The organism is Variovorax sp. YR752 (genome assembly GCF_943372545.1).
In genome coordinates, this window is record NZ_CALRZC010000066.1 from 1 (window position 1) to 16423 (window position 16423).

Consider the following 16423-nt stretch of genomic DNA (forward strand, 5'->3'; position numbering starts at 1 on the left):
CGGCGCAATGAGGTCGAGCGTCTGTTCCGCCGCCTCAAGGGCTATCGGCGCATCTTCTCTCGCTTCGAGAAGCTCGACGTCATGTTCACCGCGTTCATCAGCTTCGCGCTCATCGCCGACGGTTTGCGGTTGTGTTAACACGCCCTAGCCTTCGGCGGTCAGCCGCGGCAGCAACTGCCGGCGGCCCGCGGGCGTGAGTTCCACCGCACGCCCGTCGCCACGCCGCATCCAGCCCTGCGCGACGCAGTGCGCGAACAGCTCGTCGGCGAGTTGCCCGGCCAGGTGGTCGCGCCGCTCCGACCAGTCCATGCAGGCATAGGCGTAACGCCGCTTCGCAGTCGGCGGCCGCGGTGAAACGCCAAGGCCGGCGAGCCAGGCACGGCCCTCGTCGGTGAGCCGGTAGCCGTTCGCCTCGACCTGCAAGCCCTGTTGTGCGAGCAGCGTCTCGAACAGCCGCACGCCCAGCCGCCCGGCGAGGTGGCCGTAGCAGCAGCGCGCCTCGCGCAGCCGCGCCCGCTCGGGGCGGCTCCAGGCCGCGTCACGCGCGCCGGCTTCGGCCACCAGCGCCAGCGCCTCCAGCGCATGTGCCACCTCGGCACCGGCGAGGCGGTAGTAGCGGTGCCGGCCGCGCGGCTCGCAGAGCACGAAGCCGGCGTCGAGCAGCTTGCCGAGGTGGCCGCTGGCGGTGGCCGGCGTCACCGAGGCGGCCGTGGCCAGTTCGCCGGCGGTGGCGAAGTCGCCCGACAGCAGGTGGCTCAGCATGCGCGAGCGCGCCGTGTCGGCCACCATCGCGGCGGCGCGGGCCAGGCGCGGTTCGTGGTCGCGCGCCATCGGGCTCAGGCCGGCGCGAGCGCAGGCCGCTCGCGGGTGGTGGCCACGTCCTCCAGCCAGCTGCGTTCCTCGCGCAGGATGAAGCGCTCGCGCTGCGCGAAGGCGAAGTTCGCGCGGCCTTCGGCATCGGTCTTCAGCGTCGCGCGGTAGCGCTCGTAGGCGGCCAGCCCGTCGAAGCCGATCAGCCCCCAGGCAACGTCGTTGCTGCCCTCGTGCGGCAGGAAGTAGCCGATCAGGTGACCGCCGCAGCGCGGGATGATGCGGCCCCAGGCCTCGGCGTAGGCACGGAAGGCCTCGCGCTGGAACGGATCGATCTGGTAGCGGATGAAGCAGGTCAGGTTCATGGCTTCACTGTGCCGCAGGACGCGGCGGTGATGCTTCGGCGGGAACCGAAGCGTGCGGCACCACTACGCGCCAAGGCGTTCCCGCAGCGCCGCCAGCACCGGCGCCAGCGCGCGCGCGAGGCCGTCCAGGGCCGCCTGCAGTTCCGGTGGCTCGGCGCCGGCACCGCAGGCGGCTTCGAGTGCTCCGGCCGCGCGCTCGACGTCCAGTGCGCCAAGCGTTCCCGCCGTGGACCGCAGCGTGTGCGCCAGGCGGCGCAGCGTGGTCATGTCACCGGCCTGCAGCGCCTGCAGGAATGGCGCGGGGAAGTCGGCCTGTTCGCGCAGGAACATGGCCAGCAGGCGATGGAACAGGTCGGCGTCGCCCAGCGCGCGGCTGCGCCACACCGAGGTGTCGATGCCGGGAATGCCGTCCGTCGCCGGGTCCAGCCCGGCGGTGCGCTCGGGCACGCTGCCCTGCCGTGGCGGCCGGACCCAGCGCGCCAGCGTCGCGAACATCTCGTCGACGCGGAACGGCTTGCCGATCTGGTCGTTCATGCCGGCCGCGATCGCGCGCTCGCGGTCGCCGATCATCGTGTTGGCCGTCATCGCGATGACCGGCAGCGCCTGCAGCCGCGGATCGCGCCGCAGTGCCTGCGTCGCGGTGTAGCCGTCCATGACCGGCATCTGGCAGTCCATCAGCACGCCATCGAAGGTGTCGTGCGCGAGGATCTCGAGCGCCTGTGCGCCGTCCGCGGCCAGCTCCACCTCGACACCGCAGCGCGTGAGCAGTTCGCGGGCCAGTTCCTGGTTCACCGCGTTGTCTTCCACCAGCAGCACGCGGGCGCCGCGCAACCGTGCCTGGTGCTCCTGCAGCGACATGTCGGGCGCCGGACGGGCGGCCGACACGACGTGCCGATCGACGGCCTCGCCGCAGGCATCGAGCAGGTTCGACGGGCTCACCGGCTTGGACAGGATCGCCCGGCAATCCAGCCCGTGCTCGGCCAGGCTGAGCTTCAGGTCTTCGCGCTCGAACCCGGTGACCATCAACACCGTCGGCGGCCGGTGCGCGAAGCGGGTGCGCGTGATCGAGCGCAGGCATTCGATGCCGTCCATCTGCGGCATCTTCCAGTCGATCAGCGCCAGATCGTACGGCTGGCCCTGCGCGTCCCGCTGCGCCAGCATCTGCAGCGCCTGCGTGCCGTCGCGTGCGCCCTCGGCGTGCAGCCCCAGCGCACAGGCCATGCCGGTCAGGATCTGGCGCGCGCTCGGGTTGTCGTCGACCACCAGCAGGCGCAGGCCGCGCAGCGTGTCGGGCCCGGCCGCCGTCGCCGGTTCCGGCTGCACGTCGAAGCGCAGGCTGAAGCTGAAGCGGCTGCCGCGGCCCTGCTCGCTGTCGACCTCGATGCGGCCGCCCATCAACTCGACCAGGCGCTGGCAGATGGCCAGCCCGAGGCCGGTGCCGCCGTAGCGGCGGCTGGTCGACACGTCGGCCTGCACGAACGGCTGGAACAGCCGCGCGCGAACCTCCGGCGGGATGCCGACCCCGGTGTCGCGGACGTCGAAGCTCAGCAAGGCCGAGCCGTTGTCGCGTTCGACCAGCTCGACGCCGATCACGACCTCGCCGTGCTCGGTGAACTTCACCGCGTTGTTGCCCAGGTTCAGCAGCACCTGGCTGAGCCGCACGGGGTCGCCGACGAGCCGGGTCGGCACGCGGGGCGACTGGTCGAAGACCAGCTCCAGGCCCTTGTCCTGCGCGCGCATCGCGAGCAGGCCGGCCAGGTCGTCCATCACGTCGACCAGGCTGAAGTCGGTGCGCTCGATGTCGAGCCGGCCTGCCTCGATCTTCGAGAAGTCGAGGATGTCGTTGATGATGCCGAGCAGGGCCTCGGCCGAACGGTGCACCGTCTGGATGAAGCGCCGTTGCTTGTGGTCCAGCGAACCCTGCAGCGCCAGGTACGACATGCCGATGATTGCGTTCATCGGCGTGCGGATCTCGTGGCTCATGTGCGCGAGGAACTCGCCCTTGGCCCGCGAAGCGGCCTCGGCCGCCTCGCGGGCGTGCTGCTCCGCCTCGGCAAGCTTGCGGGCGGTGAGGTCCAGCACGTAGGCCACGCCCAGCCCGCCGCTGCGATCGAGCAGCGCCGAGCCCACCAGCACCGGGATGCGATGCCCGTCGCGGTGGATCAGCTCCTTTTCGTAGGCGCCGCAGGAGCCTCGGCGCTGCATCTCCTCGGCGCAGCGGGCGTCGGCGGCCTCATGGCCGGGCGGCGTCAGCTTGTCCCAGCGCAGGCGGCCGGACGACAGGTCTTGCCGGCTGCATCCCAACAGATCCAGCAGCGCTTCGTTGGCTTGCGCGATGCTGCCGTCGGCTCGCCAGAACAGCACGCCGATGATGTTGGACTCGACCAGCCGGTGCACGCGGTCCTGCACTTCGCGAAGCTCGCCGATGTCCCGCCCCACGAGCAGCACGCTGACCACCTGTTGCTGCGCATCCAGCTCCGGCGTGAGGCTGACCAGGCAGGTCAGCGGCCGGCCCTCGGCGTCGTACCAGGCCGACTCGAAGCGGCTGACGACCAGGCCGCGCAACACCTCGCCGACGCGCCGCTCCAGGTCCGCGCCGGCCGCCGCGCCCAGCCACTGCGACGCGGGCAAGCCGACCAGCGAGTCGGAGCGGCAGGCCGCGCGCGCCTGCAGCGCCGGGTTGGCGTAGAGGCAGCGCTGGTCGGGGCCGATGCGCGCGATCAGGTCCGGCGAGTTCTCCACCAGCGTTCGGAACTGCCGCTCCTGCTGCTCGAGCGCCTCCTGCAGGCGCAGGCGCGCCGTGACGTCTCGCGAGACGGTGATGAAGTGCGGAGGCTCGCCTTCGCCCATCGGCATCTTCGACACCGAAAGTTCGTACCAGTGCCGCCCGATCGGCGTGTCGATGAAGATGACCTTGCCCAGCGACAGGCCGGCTTCGTCGGCCTCGCGGAACGCGGCCTTGGCGATCGCCGCACTCTCGGGCGCGAGCACCTCGTCGAGCGTGCGGCCGATCATGAACTCCCGAGAGGCGGCGAGCAGTTCGGGGTTCTTCGTCCACGCGTTCAGGTACCGGCCCTCGGCGCTGCCTTCGAACAGGAAGTCAGGGAACGCGTCGATGATGCCCTGCACGAAGGCCAGCGTTCGCTTGAGTTCCTGCTCGACGTCCCGGCGGGGGGCGAGTTCACTGGAGGACAGCACGAGGAAGCGTTGTCCGGCCGTGTCCATCGGCTGCAACCGGTGGGTGACGGCGAGCCGGCGGCCGTCGGCGGCCTCCACCCAGGTTTCCCAGCTCGACGTGGCGCCCGATTGCCAGCGAGGCTGCCGCGCATCGGCCCACTCCCGGGCAAGGCGGTCGTCGATGTCGGCCAGATGCTGCGCCAGCAGCGCATCGAGGCTGCAAGCGCGCCAGCGACAGGCCGCTTCGTTGCCGAACACCAGGCGGCCCGAGCCATCGGCAATCAACACGACTTCAGCCGATTGGCGGACCCACTCGCACAGCAACTCGCGCGGCTCGGTCGCGCCCTCCGGCACCCTGCCTGCTTCGCCCGGATGGGTCGCCATGGTGTCTCCTGCGCCGCCCTCGCTCGGGCCGCGAGATCTTGTTTCGGGCCGACGGGCGGCTCGCCCGCAGGCGAGCCCCGTGTCGCACGCCGAGATTATGGTGTTGTGCGTGCCTCGGCCCGCGTCCAGGTGCCGGCCCCGGCTGGCGACCAAGCGCCGCGGCGACGGCGGCGTGCCACGCGAGACATCGCGCCCAGGCGTCTCAACGCGGATCGTCCGAATGGATCTGCAGCGCCTCGAGGAAGCGCGACACCATGTTGTAGGAGGCGATCGTCGCCACCAGCTCGACCAGCCGGCGTTCGCCGAGCCGTTCGCGCACCGCCTGCACGACGGCATCGGCGACGTGCACCTCGCGCGTCACGGCGTCGCACAGCGCCAGCACCTCGCGCTGCAGCGGCGTGAAGAGATCGGGCGCGGCGCCCCAGTCGGCCAGCGCGTCGAGTTGCGCAGGCGCCAGGCCTTCCTGCAGCGCGATCGGCGCATGCTGCCCGGCCTCGTAGGGCGCGCCGTTGAGGTGGGCGATGCGCATGATGACCAGTTCGCGCAGGTCGCCGGGCAGGTCGAGCCTCTGCCGCACCTGCGTCATGAAGCCGAGCCAGCCTTCGGCCAGCGGCGGGCTGTGCATCAGCATCTGGTACAGGTGCAGCACGCTGCCGCGCTCGGCAACGATGCGCTGCACCAGCGGCTGCGCCTCGGGCGCGGACAGGTCGGCGTAGGGAATGCGGGCCATGGCAGTGTGAAATCGGGTTCAGACGACCAGCGCCGGGTCGACCTGGCGCATCCGGTGATCGACGTAGTAGCCGCCGTACTCGGTGTACTGCAGGAAGCCGCGTCCGCAGGCGGCGCAGGCCCAGACCTCGCAGCGGTTGCAAGGGAAGTGCCGCGGTGAGATCGGCGCGTCGGCCGCCCAGAACCGGCTGCCCGGCCATTCCTCGACGGTGGGATCCTCGATCGCCGGGTCGCGCAGCGTGCCCAGGTGCTTCAGCAGCGGCTCGCCGAGCGGCAGGCCGATCGACTCCCAGCCGGCGCATTGCAGCCGTGCGCAGGCACAGTCGGCGGGCGAGAGCGCGGGTAGCGGCAGCGCGCGCAGGTCGTCGGCGGTCAGCAGCATCAGTCGGCTTTGATGTCGTTGGCCTTGACGACCTTGGCCCAGGTGTCGAGCTGGGTCTCGATGAAGGTCTGCGCTGCCGCCGGCGCGCCGACGTTGGTGACGATGCCCTGCGCGGCCAGCTTGTCGGCCACCTCGGGCTGGCGCAGCGCGGCGTTGATCTCCTCGTTCATGCGCTGGACGATCTCCGGCGGCGTCTTCGCTGGCGCGAGCACCGCCCACCAGGCCGGCGCGTCGAAGCCGGCGAAGCCGCTCTCGGCGATGGTCGGCACGCCCGGCAGGTTGGCGCTGCGCTGGCTGGTGGTGACGGCCAGCGCGCGCAGCTTGCCGCCGTCGATGTGCGGCTTGGCGAGGAACACCGAACCCACCGCCAGCGGCACGTGGCCGGCGATCGCGTCGCTCATCAGCGGGCCGCCGCCGCGGTACGGCACATGCACCAGGTCCAGCTTGCCGGCCTTGGCCAGCATGGTCACCGCCAGGTGCCCGAGGCTGCCGTTGCCGATGCTGCCGTAGCTGATCGAGGTGCCGCCCTGCGCAGCCTTCACCACGTCGGCAAAGGTCTTGTAGGGCGAGGAGGCGACGGTGGCGATGACCATCGCGCCGGTGCCGATCAGCGACACGGCGGCCAGGTCACGTTTCGTGTCGTAGGGCAGGCCGGGCTGCAGTGCCGCGTTCACGCCATGGGTGTCGAACACCACCGCGTAGGTGTAGCCGTCGGGCGCCGCAGCGGCCACCGCGGCGGTGCCGATCGAGCCCGAGGCGCCGCCCTTGTTCTCCACCACCACGCTCTGGCCGAGGCGCTGCTGCAGCACCGGCGCGAGGATGCGCGCCACCTGGTCGACCGAACCACCGGGCGGGAACACGGCGACCAGCTTGATCGGCTGCTTCGTCGGCCAGGCCTGGGCCTGCGCCGCCCCGGGGACGAAGGCGCAGATCAGCGCTGCGGCGGCGAGCAGCGGCCGGACGCGGAACGGGGCGAGGAGCAGGAACGACGAGGGCATGGCGGCATCCAGGCTGGTGCATCGGAGGCCCGCCGCGCAAGGCGGCGGGCCGGCCGAGTGTGCGCGAGCCGCCTTGCCCTGTCGTGCTGGAAAGCCCGAAGGGCCTCCAGCCGCCGCCTCAGGCGCCGTCTTCGGCCGTCGGCGCGAAGCGCGGCAGCACCTCGCCCCAGACCAGCCTCACCATCGGGTTCTCGAAGCGCCCCGGGGCGATGCGCCAGTCGGCGCCGAAACTCAGCGCCAGCGCATGCAGCGGGATCAGGTCGGTGCTGCCCTCGACCGGCGAGGGGTACATGATCTGCTCGTCGAGCACGCCGAAGATGGCCTGGAACTTGGTCGGATCGCCGCAGCCGGACTGCGTGAAGTCGGGCACCATCGAGCCGATGCCCAGGCCCAGCGAGCCGTGGCGCGTCTTGGTGTCCAGCGCCAGGTAGGCGACCAGCTGGTCGTCGTCGCCGGGCATCGGGATCGCCTCGTAGGTGGCGCTGCCGGTCCACACCAGTGTGCACTTGGGCGTCGGAAAGGCGCCGCTGGCGACCATCGGCAGGTTCGACTCGCGCGTGGCGATGGTGTGGCGCGTGGCCTGCGCCGGCACCTCGCCCGGCGCCTCGCGCGTCGGGCCGACGTCGGCACGCAGGCGGATGCTGCCCAGCCCGGTCACCTTGAGGCCCTGCGCCTCGAGCAGCTTCCAGGTGTAGTCGAGCTTGAGCGTCCATTCGCTGAGCTGGCGCCAGTTGCTCTTCAGCCCGCGCACCTCCACCCGCACCGGGCCGGCCGAGCCGCTGCCGGTGCGCGGCAGTTCGCAGACGATGCGCTCGGGCTTCCACTCGACGATCTTCAGCGCGACCTGGTCGACCGTCACCTTGCCCATCGTCCTGCCGAACAGGCCGTGCAGCTTGAGCCGGTCCTTGTACTCGTCGACCTCGACGTGGTGGATGCTCGGCGCGAGTTCCTGCACGTGGCTGCGCGGCAGCCGCGGCAGCGCGACGAACCTCGATTGGCTGCCCGGGTCGACGTCGAGCGTCTTCTTGCCCACGTCGCCCATCACGGCGTCCCAGGGGAAGGGCCGCTGCTTCGGCGACTCCGGCTGGAACCGATTGGCGCCGACGAGACGGTCGGTGAGGTAGCGCGTGGCGCGGAAGGCGCCGGTCGGCGTGACGGTGCCGTCCCAGCCGAAGTAGACCGCCGCGCCGGCCCTGTGGCAGGCGGCCACGAAGCCGACCGCCCAGCGGGCGTCGCTGGTGCGCGCGCTCGAGCAGGCGTTCATCACCACCACGCTGTCGGCCGCGAACTTCCAGTACGCATCGACGAACTTCGCGGTGACGCCATAGCGTGTGTCCCAGTCGTCGAACAGGCCGCCAAGGATGGTCTCGCCGTTGGTGGCGGTGAAGTAGGTCAGGCGCCGCGCATCGAGGTCGGCGCGCATCTCGGGCTGCTCTTCCTGCGCGGCACTGACGAGCGTCGACGATTGCACCGAGTACATCACCTGTTCCGACGACGGCGTCAGCACCGGCGCGAAGGCGCCGCCGTGGGCGTTGAGGTAGAAGTAGCCGTCGCCCTGCACCGCGCGCAGCGCGCTGACGTGGGCGGTGTGCGGCGTGATGGCGCTCATCGTGTAGCCCTTGTCACCCAGCCAGGCCGACAGGTCGGTGACCACGTCGGCAGTGTCGAACTCGGGGCCGAAGGCCTGCATCACGCGCGCGGCCTTGCTGCCTGGCACCTCCACCGGCGCGGCCGCGGCGGCCATGCGGTAGGCACGCTCGGCGCTGGCCGGCGCGCGCCGCGGCGGTGGGTTGAGCGCGATCAGGTGCACCCGCCCGTCGGCGAACTCGCCCCAGGCGCACTGGCCGGCGTGGTCGGCGCCGACCGCGGCGTAGATCGGCTGCCTGCGCAGGTGCGCGGCCAGCGCATCGACGAAGGCGGCCGGCGCGAGCTGGCGCTGCGCGAGCGCGCGGCACTGCTCTTCGACGCCGCGGATCGCGGCGACACGCGCGGCGGCGTCGACACTGCCGCCGCTGTTGCCACCGCCGCCGCTGCCGGACCCGCTGTCCGGGTCCGCCGCAGGCCCGTCACCGCCCCCGCCGCCGCAGGCGGCGAGCAGCAGGGGCAGGCCGACAGTGGCGGCACTGCCGGACAGGGCGCGCAGGAATGCGCGGCGCTTCGTGTTCATGTCTGGACTCCAATCCTCGGCGCGGCACCATGCCGGGCACGGGAGGGAGTCTCTTCAGGCGGCCGCGCCCCGGCATCGCCCGATGGAGCCATGCCGGGCCAGCGCGGCGGGCCACGCCGCGGTCGTCAGTCGTCGCGCGCCGCCGGCATGCGCGACAGGCAGCGCCGGTGGCGTTCGTCGACGCGCCTGGCGAACCACTCGGTGGTCAGCTTGCGCGTGAACTTCGGGCTGTGCAGGTCGATCTTCGGCAGCACGGCGCGCGGCAGTGCGCGCCGGTCGAGCTGCTCGGCGTAGGCGAACACACGCTCGTAGAGCGCGGTGTTCTCGAAGCCGGCGTCCTCGCCCTGGCCCAGGTCACGGCGGATCGCGGATTCGCTCAGGCCCAGGCGGCCGGCCAGCGTGACGGCGGCGCGCTCGGTTTCGCCGCGCGGCGCGTCGCTGGCGCGCGGCAGCAGGTCGCCATCGAGCGCCACCGGCAGCCCCGAGGCCACGGCGAGCGCGTTCTGGAAGGCCGCGTTGCGGCTGGCCCAGCGGCCGGCGTTGAAGTCGGCGAAGCGGTAGATCGGCTGCTCGTAGGGCGCGTCGTAGGCGAGCAAGTGGGCGGCGCCGAAGTACAGCCCGCCGCGGCGCGTGAAGACCTCGCGGCGGATCGAGTCCTTCACCGGATAGGGGTAGGGCCGCGCCTCGGCCTGCGCTTCGGCAAAGGCGATGCTCACCTGCATCGGCCCGCCGGTGCGCACCGGGTTGCGGTCAGCCAGGAAGGCCTTGCCCAGCGGCACCATGGCGACGAAGTCCTCGAACACCTCGCTGAGCTGGCGTTCGGTCTTCACCGCGTCGATGCGTTCGGCGTAGCTGCGCCCGCCCTTGGACGGCAGCGCCAGCGCGGCACGCACCGCGAGCATCGGCACGCCGGCACTGCCGGCGCGGCGCTCGATCTCCTTCCAGGCGATGGCGGCCAGGCCGGGCACCGCCGGGTCGGCGCGGTAGCCCGACTCCTGCTCGGTCACAGCCAGCACCGCGCAGAGGTTCTGCGCCGTCGACGGCAGTTCCAGCGTAGCCAGCGCGGCGTGCACGTCGGCGGCCCAGCCGGCGCGGTCTTCGAGCTTCTCGGGCAGCACCTTCAGGACGGCCTCGCGCGCCTCGCTCGGGCCCATGCCCTGCGGCTCGGCCATGCGGCCCGGCAGCGCGCAGCCGGCCAGGAGTGCGGCGAGAACGGCGGCGGCTGCGGCGGTGCGCATGGATCGGGGCAAGGCGCAGGCAAGGCTCATCGGCCGCATTCTGGGGCCGCGGGCGAGACGGCTGGAGGCCCACGAGCGCGATCGATCCGCCGCGCAGCGTGCCGGTCTCGGCCTGCGAACGGCGTTCGTTTCTCTCCCCGGGCGGCGCACAATGGCGCCCACCGGCGATGCAGGTGCTGGGCAAGTGCAGGCCGCCGGCCGGTGGCAGCTCGAGGAGGAACGGCGTGGTGATTGATCGTGGCGTGGCGATCGGTCGTGGGCGCGCATGTCGCTTCGCCCTCACCCTGATCGCGCTGTGTGTCCTGCTGCCCGGGCTGTCGACCGCCGACCCTGTCGTCGAGGCCCGCCAGGCCGTCGAAATGGCGTCGAGCCGTTCACCGGCATGGACCGGCCCGACGTCCGGGCCGCTCACCGAACCGGGCAGGTCGGTCGTGGTGCTGGCTGAAGACCTGCGCAACGGCGGGGTCCTCGGCGTCGCCCAGGGCATCCGCGAGGCCGCGCGCGCGATCGGCTGGAAGGTGCGAATCGTCGATGCAGGCGGCACGGCAGCCGGCCGCCGAAGGGCAGTCGCCGATGCGCTGGCAGCGCAGCCCGACGGCCTCGTGATCTGCGGTTCGGACGCGCATGAACTCGAACCCCTGCTGCGCGAAGCGAGCCCCCGGCTGCCGCCGGTGGTCGGCTGGCACGCGGGCCCGAGCCCCGGTCCCATCGCGGGGACATCCGTCGCGATGAACGTGAGCACCGACCCGATCGCCGTCGCACGCACGACGGCGCTGGCAGCGGTGGCGCAATCGGGCGGCAAGGCCGGCGTCGTGGTGTTCACCGACTCCCGCTTCGCCATCGCGACCGCCAAGGCCCAGGCCATGGCAGACGTCGTGCGCCAGTGCAGCGGCTGCACGCTGCTCGAGGTGCGGGACCTGCCCATCTCGGACAGCGCGGCGCGCATGCCGGCGGTGACCCGCGAACTGCTCGCCGCGCACGGACCTCGCTGGACGCACGCGCTGGCGATCAACGACATCTACTTCGACTACGCGGTGCCCGTGCTGATCGAGGCGGCGCTGCCCAACCGCGCGATCAGCCTGCTGTCGGCGGGCGACGGCAGCGCGTCGGCGTTCATGCGCATCCGCGCCGGGACCTACCAGACGGGCACGGTGGCCGAGCCGCTGAACATGCAGGGCTGGCAGGTGATCGACGAGTTGAACCGTCTCCTTGCCGGGCAGGCGGTGAGCGGCTTCGTCGCACCCGTGCATCTCGTGTCTGGCGAGAATCTCCTCTCGAATGGCGGCTCCCGGTTCGTGTACGACCCGGCGAACGGCTATCGGGACATCTACCTGCGGATCTGGAAACAACGCTGACCGGGGGCAAGGTCTCTTCGCCATGCGAATCCTCTCTCCGCCACGCCACGCCGCGCTGATGAGCCGGCTGAAGCCGCACTCGTTGCGCGCGCAGTTCGCGGTGGCGCTGTCGGCCATGGCCGTTCTCATCGTCGTCGGCGGCGCGACGGCCTTCCTGGCCCTGTTCGCCACCGGCAATGCGGCGCGCCAGTTCTCGGAGGAACAGGTCGCCCGGGCGCAGAACACCCAGGACCTGCAGCAACGGACCTTGCAGATCGAACTGCTGGCCGAACGCCTGGTCGCGGCCGAATCCCGCGACCTGGCCCGCCAGACCTACACCCAGATCCTGGGCGAACTCGATGCGCTCGACCAACTCACCGCCCGGCTGGCGGTCAGCGAGGACGTGTCGGTGCTCGACCTGCACCAGTCCAGCCAGCTGTTCCGGAATTCGGCCCATGTCCTGGCACAGCTGCGCGATGCCGCGGCCCGACCCGAGCGTGCGCAAGAGCCGCCCACGACGGCGGCGCTGAGGAGCTACCGCGACGAGATGCGGGTCCACGCGCAGGCCTTGGCGCAGTCCGCCCGCGAGCAGTCGGACCGGCTCGCCCGGGCGCATCAGGCGGCCGTGCTGCGCGTCGTCGACGCATCGCACGCGAGCGCGTACTGGGTGATCGCCTGGCTCGCCGTCAGCCTGGTGACCGCCTGGCTCATCGCGCGCGTCTTCCTCGGCCAGCACGTCATCGCCCGGCTGCAGCAGGTCAGCCGCAGCCTGCTGCACGTCGACGAGCACGTCGACTCACCACCGCATGTCGCCGTGCACGGCGACGACGAGATCGGCGCGATGGCGCGCGCGGTGGAACGGTTCCTGTCCGACCGCCGCCAGCTGGCCAGCACACGCACGCTGCTCGAGGCCGAGCGGCAGCGGCTGACCGCGATCATCGACAACACCGCGGATAGCATCGTCGTGCTGCAGGGCGGCCAGGTGCTGCAATTGAACCGCGCCGCCGAGCGCATGTTCGGCATCTCCAGCGCGCAAGCGGTCGGCCAGCCCGGCGACGCGTTGCTGGCTGACTTCGACTGGAGCCCCGGCGCCGTTCCCGGCATGGCGCGCGATGCGTCGGCGCGCGGCCGCGACGGTTCGACCACCCCGGTCGAGGTATCGCTCAATCCGGTGGCTTCGGGCACCGGTGGCCTGGTCGTGCTCGTGATCCGCGATGCGACCCTGCGCCGGCAGGCCGAGCGGCACCTCATCGCGGCGCGCGACGCCGCCGAGGCCGCCCGGGAGACACAGGCGGTCTTCCTGGCGAACATCAGCCACGAACTGCGCACGCCGCTGAACGGCATCCTCGGCTTTGCGCAGATCCTGCGGCGCGACGAGGCACTGACCGAGCGGCAGGCCAGAGGGCTGAAGGTCATCGAGGAAAGCGGGCAGCACCTGCTGATGCTGATCGACGACATCCTCGATCTGGCGCGCATCGACAAGGCCCGGCTCGAGCTGCACCCGGTCGAGGTCGACCTGCCGGCCTTCCTGCAGGTGGTGTGCGACATCGTCCGCGTCAAGGCGCAGGAGAAGCGCCTGGACTTCGTCTGCGCCGCGGCCCCCGACCTGCCTGCGACGGTCTGCATCGACGAGAAGCGGCTGCGCCAGGTGCTGCTCAACCTGCTGTCGAATGCCATCAAGTTCTGTGACGCCGGACAGGTGACGCTGCGCGCCAGCGCGGTGCAGCCGAGGGCAGGCGCTCGCGCCGGCGGCCTGCGCTTCGAGGTCGAAGACAAGGGCATCGGCATGAACGAGGCGCAGCTGGCCAGGCTGTTCCAGCCGTTCGCGCAAGTGGCCGAGCACCAACGGCGCGCAGGAGGTGCCGGCCTCGGCCTGGCCATCAGCCGACAGCTGGTACGCCTGATGGGCGGTGACATCCAGGTCCACAGCCGCGAAGGTCAGGGCAGCGTCTTCTCGTTCGAGATCGAGGCGCCGGCAGCGCAGGCGCCGCATCGCGTGCCGCCTGCCGGCCTGCCCGCCGGCGGGCCGATCAACGGCGTCGCGGTGCCTCATTGCCCACCGCCCGCGCCGGGCCACGACACCGTGGCCGACCCTCGGGCCGTCGTGAGCGGTGCGCGTGTGCTCGTCGTCGAGGACAACGCCATCAACCGTGAACTGGTGATGGAACTGCTGAGCGCCGCCGGCGCCGTGGTCAGCGTCGCCTGCGACGGCCAGGAGGCGCTCGACATGCTGGAGCAGCAGCGTTTCGATGCCGTGCTGATGGACTGCCTGATGCCGGTGATGGACGGCTATGCCGCGACCCGGGCACTGCGCCTGCGCCCCGAGCTCCAGGCCCTGCCGGTCATCGCGCTGACCGCCAACGCCATGGTGGGAGACCGCGAGAAGGCCCTTGCATCGGGCATGAGTGACCACCTCGCCAAGCCCGTCAAGTTCGAGGAGCTGTTTGCGACACTGGCGCGCTGGTTGCGCCCTGGAAGCCCCATCGTCACGGACAGGGCTGCCTCGTAGCGCTCGCGAGGGCCGTGCCGCTCAGTCCAGCGGCCAGCCTGCCATCTTCGACAGGCTCAGCGCCTCGGCCTCGCTGACCGTGGGGCCGCAGGCGTGCTGCGCGTCTGCGCTGCGATGCGCCGGCCAGCAGCGTCTTGGCCGGTTCGTCCCAGGCGTGCAGCGCCAGGCTGAAGGTGCCGCAGTGCGCCGGCAGCAGCGAACCGCCGCCGAGCAGCGCATGCACTTCGAGCGCGTTGTCCGGCCCGAGGTGGATGTCGCCCCAGGACGGGTGGAAGGCGCCCACCTCCAGCATCACCTGGAAGCGCCTGCGGCCGACCAGCCGTGACGGCGAGGCACGTTGGCCCATGGACTTCATCGGTGACACCTCCGTCAGCGCATCATGCCTGCGCCTGTCGTGCGGTGGCGCGCTGCATGAACACGTCGAACCCGACGATCGCCCCCGCACCGAGTGCGACCAGGATCACCAGCAGGCGGAAGTCCTCGCCGTACATCAGCCCGTGCATGCGCTCGAAGCGGTTGGCGGTGGTGCAGACCACGTCGGCTGCGGCCATGCCGGTGTAGTGCATCGTGCAGACGGCCGCGGCCATCACCAGTGCCGCACCGACACGATGCAGCGTGCTGCGCACATGGAAGGCGAGCCACAAGGCCGCGGTGGCGGCGACCACCGCGATCAGCACGGCGGCGGCCACGAGCGCGCCGTTCCAGTCGAGGTAGCCGCCGAAGCTCATCGAGCCCATGCCCATGAAGTGCATCAGCGACACCCCCAGCCCGGCCACCGGCCCGGCCACCGCGAGCCGCTGGTACGAGAAGGCCCCGGCAGCCATGTAGCCCAGCGCGAACGCCGACACGCCCACCGCGACGAGCAGCGACAGCAGCGTGCCGACCAGGCCATAGCCGACCGCCATGCCGGTGTCCCAGGCGAGCATGCCGAGGAAATGCATCGACCAGATGCCGACGCCGCCGAGTGCCACACCGGCGAAGGCCGCGTTGAGCCGGTTCACGCCACCACCCTTGGCGCGCACCAGCGTGCTGGCCGCCAGCGCCGCATAGGCACCGAAGGCGGAGATGAGGAACGAGACGGCGACCAGCGTCGTGTCGTAGCGGGTGGTCAGGACTTCTTCGACTGCCATGGGCTCACTCCGTTCGATGGAGGCGCGATTGGAGCAGCGCAGAGGCCGTCGCGACGGCACGCCTCGAGGAGCCCTGCGGTCGCGCCGGGTCTTGCGTGCAGAGCGCACACGGCCCCGCCCAGCTTCCCATCGGGCCACCCACGGCATGACGGCAGCGGCGACAGATGAGCAGCGGCGACACGGGATTGAATCGCTTCACCCACTGGCAGCGTTGCAGACGGCACGGCGGTAGATTGCAGGCCATGAGCACACCGACATCGACCCGCCGCCGCCTGCTGGCGTTCGCCGCCGCGCTGGCGCTGCCGCCGCTGCGCACACGCGCCGAAACGCCACCCGTCCTGCTCGGCACCTCCACCGCCGGTGGCGGCTTCGCGCTGTACGGCGAGACGCTCGAGCGCATCCTCAACCGGCGCAGCGGCCGCGCGCTCGTGCGCACGCAGCGCACACGCGGCACGGCGGAGAACCTGGTGCTGCTGCGCGAGGGGAAGATCGACGCCGCGCTGATCCAGGGCACCGCGGCCGGCGAGCTGCTGGCGCAGGGCCCGGCCAGCGGTTTGCGCATCCTCTTCGCGATGTACCCGAGTGCGGGGCTGCTCGCCGTGCCCGCGGCCTCGAGCGCGCGGCGGCTGGAGGACCTGCGCGGCCGGCCGGTGGTGTTCGGCGTGCGCGCCAGCGGCCTGGTCACGCTGGCGCGGCAGGTGTTCGACGGCATCGGCCTGGACATCGAGCGCGACTTCGAGGCCATCTACGTCGAGCAGGCGGCGCAGTCGCCGCGCCTGATGATCGAGGGTCGCGCCGACGCGCTGTGGGGCGCCGGCGAAGGCTGGCCGGGCTTCGTGCAGGTGGCGCAGGCGCCTGGCGGCGCGCGCTTCATCGGGCCGGCACGCGAGCAGATCCCGCGCATCCTCGCCAGGCATCCGCTGCTGCAGGCGATGGACGTGCCAGCCGGCACCTACCCCGGCATCGAGGTGCCGCTGCCCAGCGTCGGCTCGGTGAACTGGATCCTCGCCCGCGAAGACCTCGACGAGGCCCGTGCCGGCGCCTTCGTCGAGGCCCTGCACGCGGCCGCCGCCGAACTGGCAGCGGCGCTGCCGCAGGCGGCCTTCAGCACGCTGGCCAATACGCTGGCCAGCGCACCGTCGCCCGAGCTGCTGCACCCGGTGCTGCGGCGGCCGCGCTAGAGGCGGCGCGCCGCGGCAC

At 71.8% G+C, this 16423-nt stretch carries 13 protein-coding genes and 1 pseudogene; 4 read left to right on the plus strand and 10 right to left on the minus strand.

Going from position 1 to position 16423, the window contains the following annotated elements; all coding sequences use genetic code 11:
• A pseudogene (locus AAG801_RS17150) lies at positions 1 to 138 on the plus strand (IS5/IS1182 family transposase); the annotation flags it as partial.
• Between the two features lie 6 nt (positions 139 to 144).
• Here the strand turns inward: AAG801_RS17150 and AAG801_RS17155 are convergent.
• The 8 genes from AAG801_RS17155 to AAG801_RS17190 all read right to left on the minus strand — a co-directional run bounded on the left by AAG801_RS17155 (position 145) and on the right by AAG801_RS17190 (position 10250).
• Positions 145 to 831 carry a helix-turn-helix transcriptional regulator gene (locus AAG801_RS17155; RefSeq protein WP_341889439.1) on the minus strand — a complete coding sequence of 229 codons (687 nt, stop codon included), beginning with the start codon at positions 829 to 831 and terminating at the stop codon, positions 145 to 147.
• Positions 832 to 836: 5 nt separating this feature from the next.
• Positions 837 to 1175 (minus strand): NIPSNAP family protein, encoded by a 339-nt coding sequence (locus AAG801_RS17160; protein WP_341889440.1) that lies wholly within the window; start codon positions 1173 to 1175, stop codon positions 837 to 839.
• A 63-nt stretch (positions 1176 to 1238) separates the two neighbouring features.
• Positions 1239 to 4736 (minus strand): response regulator, encoded by a 3498-nt coding sequence (locus AAG801_RS17165; protein ID WP_341889441.1) that lies wholly within the window; start codon positions 4734 to 4736, stop codon positions 1239 to 1241.
• 202 nt (positions 4737 to 4938) lie between these two features.
• Positions 4939 to 5466, minus strand: a complete 528-nt coding sequence (locus tag AAG801_RS17170) for a carboxymuconolactone decarboxylase family protein (protein ID WP_341889442.1) — start codon at positions 5464 to 5466, stop codon at positions 4939 to 4941.
• An 18-nt stretch (positions 5467 to 5484) separates the two neighbouring features.
• Positions 5485 to 5847, minus strand: coding sequence for a hypothetical protein (locus AAG801_RS17175; RefSeq protein ID WP_341889443.1), 363 nt, complete (start codon positions 5845 to 5847; stop codon positions 5485 to 5487).
• A complete protein-coding gene (locus AAG801_RS17180; protein WP_341889444.1) occupies positions 5847 to 6845 on the minus strand; it encodes a tripartite tricarboxylate transporter substrate binding protein in 999 nt (332 codons plus the stop codon). Before AAG801_RS17180 ends, AAG801_RS17175 begins: the two co-directional genes overlap by 1 nt.
• A 118-nt stretch (positions 6846 to 6963) precedes the next feature.
• Entirely contained in the window at positions 6964 to 9012 is a 2049-nt protein-coding gene (locus AAG801_RS17185) for an IPT/TIG domain-containing protein (protein ID WP_341889445.1), read from the minus strand.
• A gap of 125 nt (positions 9013 to 9137) precedes the next feature.
• The gene (locus AAG801_RS17190; protein WP_341889446.1) at positions 9138 to 10250 is read right to left on the minus strand and encodes a DUF1615 domain-containing protein; all 1113 of its coding nucleotides are present in this window, start codon (positions 10248 to 10250) and stop codon (positions 9138 to 9140) included.
• A gap of 314 nt (positions 10251 to 10564) precedes the next feature.
• Here AAG801_RS17190 and AAG801_RS17195 point away from each other — a divergent pair, with 314 nt between their 5' ends.
• Both AAG801_RS17195 and AAG801_RS17200 read left to right on the plus strand, forming a co-directional pair.
• Positions 10565 to 11605, plus strand: coding sequence for a substrate-binding domain-containing protein (locus AAG801_RS17195; protein WP_341889470.1), 1041 nt, complete (start codon positions 10565 to 10567; stop codon positions 11603 to 11605).
• 22 nt (positions 11606 to 11627) lie between these two features.
• Positions 11628 to 14093: an ATP-binding protein gene (locus tag AAG801_RS17200; protein ID WP_341889447.1), complete on the plus strand. Its 2466-nt coding sequence runs from the start codon at positions 11628 to 11630 to the stop codon at positions 14091 to 14093.
• Here the strand turns inward: AAG801_RS17200 and AAG801_RS17205 are convergent.
• Positions 14071 to 14448 carry a hypothetical protein gene (locus AAG801_RS17205; protein ID WP_341889448.1) on the minus strand — a complete coding sequence of 126 codons (378 nt, stop codon included), beginning with the start codon at positions 14446 to 14448 and terminating at the stop codon, positions 14071 to 14073. The two genes, AAG801_RS17200 and AAG801_RS17205, sit on opposite strands and share 23 nt — an antisense overlap.
• A 22-nt stretch (positions 14449 to 14470) precedes the next feature.
• A complete protein-coding gene (locus AAG801_RS17210) occupies positions 14471 to 15223 on the minus strand; it encodes an MHYT domain-containing protein (protein WP_341889449.1) in 753 nt (250 codons plus the stop codon).
• Between the two features lie 242 nt (positions 15224 to 15465).
• Between AAG801_RS17210 and AAG801_RS17215 the strand changes: the two genes are divergently transcribed.
• A complete protein-coding gene (locus AAG801_RS17215; protein WP_341889450.1) occupies positions 15466 to 16404 on the plus strand; it encodes a TAXI family TRAP transporter solute-binding subunit in 939 nt (312 codons plus the stop codon).
• The last annotated feature ends 19 nt before the right edge of the window (positions 16405 to 16423 follow it).

Bases quoted from the DNA above. Each gene is read 5' to 3' on its own strand.
- AAG801_RS17175 (WP_341889443.1), bottom strand. From the start codon at position 5,847: ATGCTGCTGACCGCCGACGACCTGCGCGCGCTGCCGCTACCCGCGCTC.
- AAG801_RS17170 (WP_341889442.1), bottom strand. From the start codon at position 5,466: ATGGCCCGCATTCCCTACGCCGACCTGTCCGCGCCCGAGGCGCAGCCG.
- AAG801_RS17210 (WP_341889449.1), bottom strand. From the start codon at position 15,223: ATGGCAGTCGAAGAAGTCCTGACCACCCGCTACGACACGACGCTGGTC.
- AAG801_RS17205 (WP_341889448.1), bottom strand. From the start codon at position 14,448: ATGAAGTCCATGGGCCAACGTGCCTCGCCGTCACGGCTGGTCGGCCGC.
- AAG801_RS17200 (WP_341889447.1), top strand. From the start codon at position 11,628: ATGCGAATCCTCTCTCCGCCACGCCACGCCGCGCTGATGAGCCGGCTG.
- AAG801_RS17160 (WP_341889440.1), bottom strand. From the start codon at position 1,175: ATGAACCTGACCTGCTTCATCCGCTACCAGATCGATCCGTTCCAGCGC.
- AAG801_RS17180 (WP_341889444.1), bottom strand. From the start codon at position 6,845: ATGCCCTCGTCGTTCCTGCTCCTCGCCCCGTTCCGCGTCCGGCCGCTG.
- AAG801_RS17215 (WP_341889450.1), top strand. From the start codon at position 15,466: ATGAGCACACCGACATCGACCCGCCGCCGCCTGCTGGCGTTCGCCGCC.
- AAG801_RS17155 (WP_341889439.1), bottom strand. From the start codon at position 831: ATGGCGCGCGACCACGAACCGCGCCTGGCCCGCGCCGCCGCGATGGTG.
- AAG801_RS17190 (WP_341889446.1), bottom strand. From the start codon at position 10,250: ATGCGCACCGCCGCAGCCGCCGCCGTTCTCGCCGCACTCCTGGCCGGC.
- AAG801_RS17165 (WP_341889441.1), bottom strand. From the start codon at position 4,736: ATGGCGACCCATCCGGGCGAAGCAGGCAGGGTGCCGGAGGGCGCGACC.
- AAG801_RS17185 (WP_341889445.1), bottom strand. From the start codon at position 9,012: ATGAACACGAAGCGCCGCGCATTCCTGCGCGCCCTGTCCGGCAGTGCC.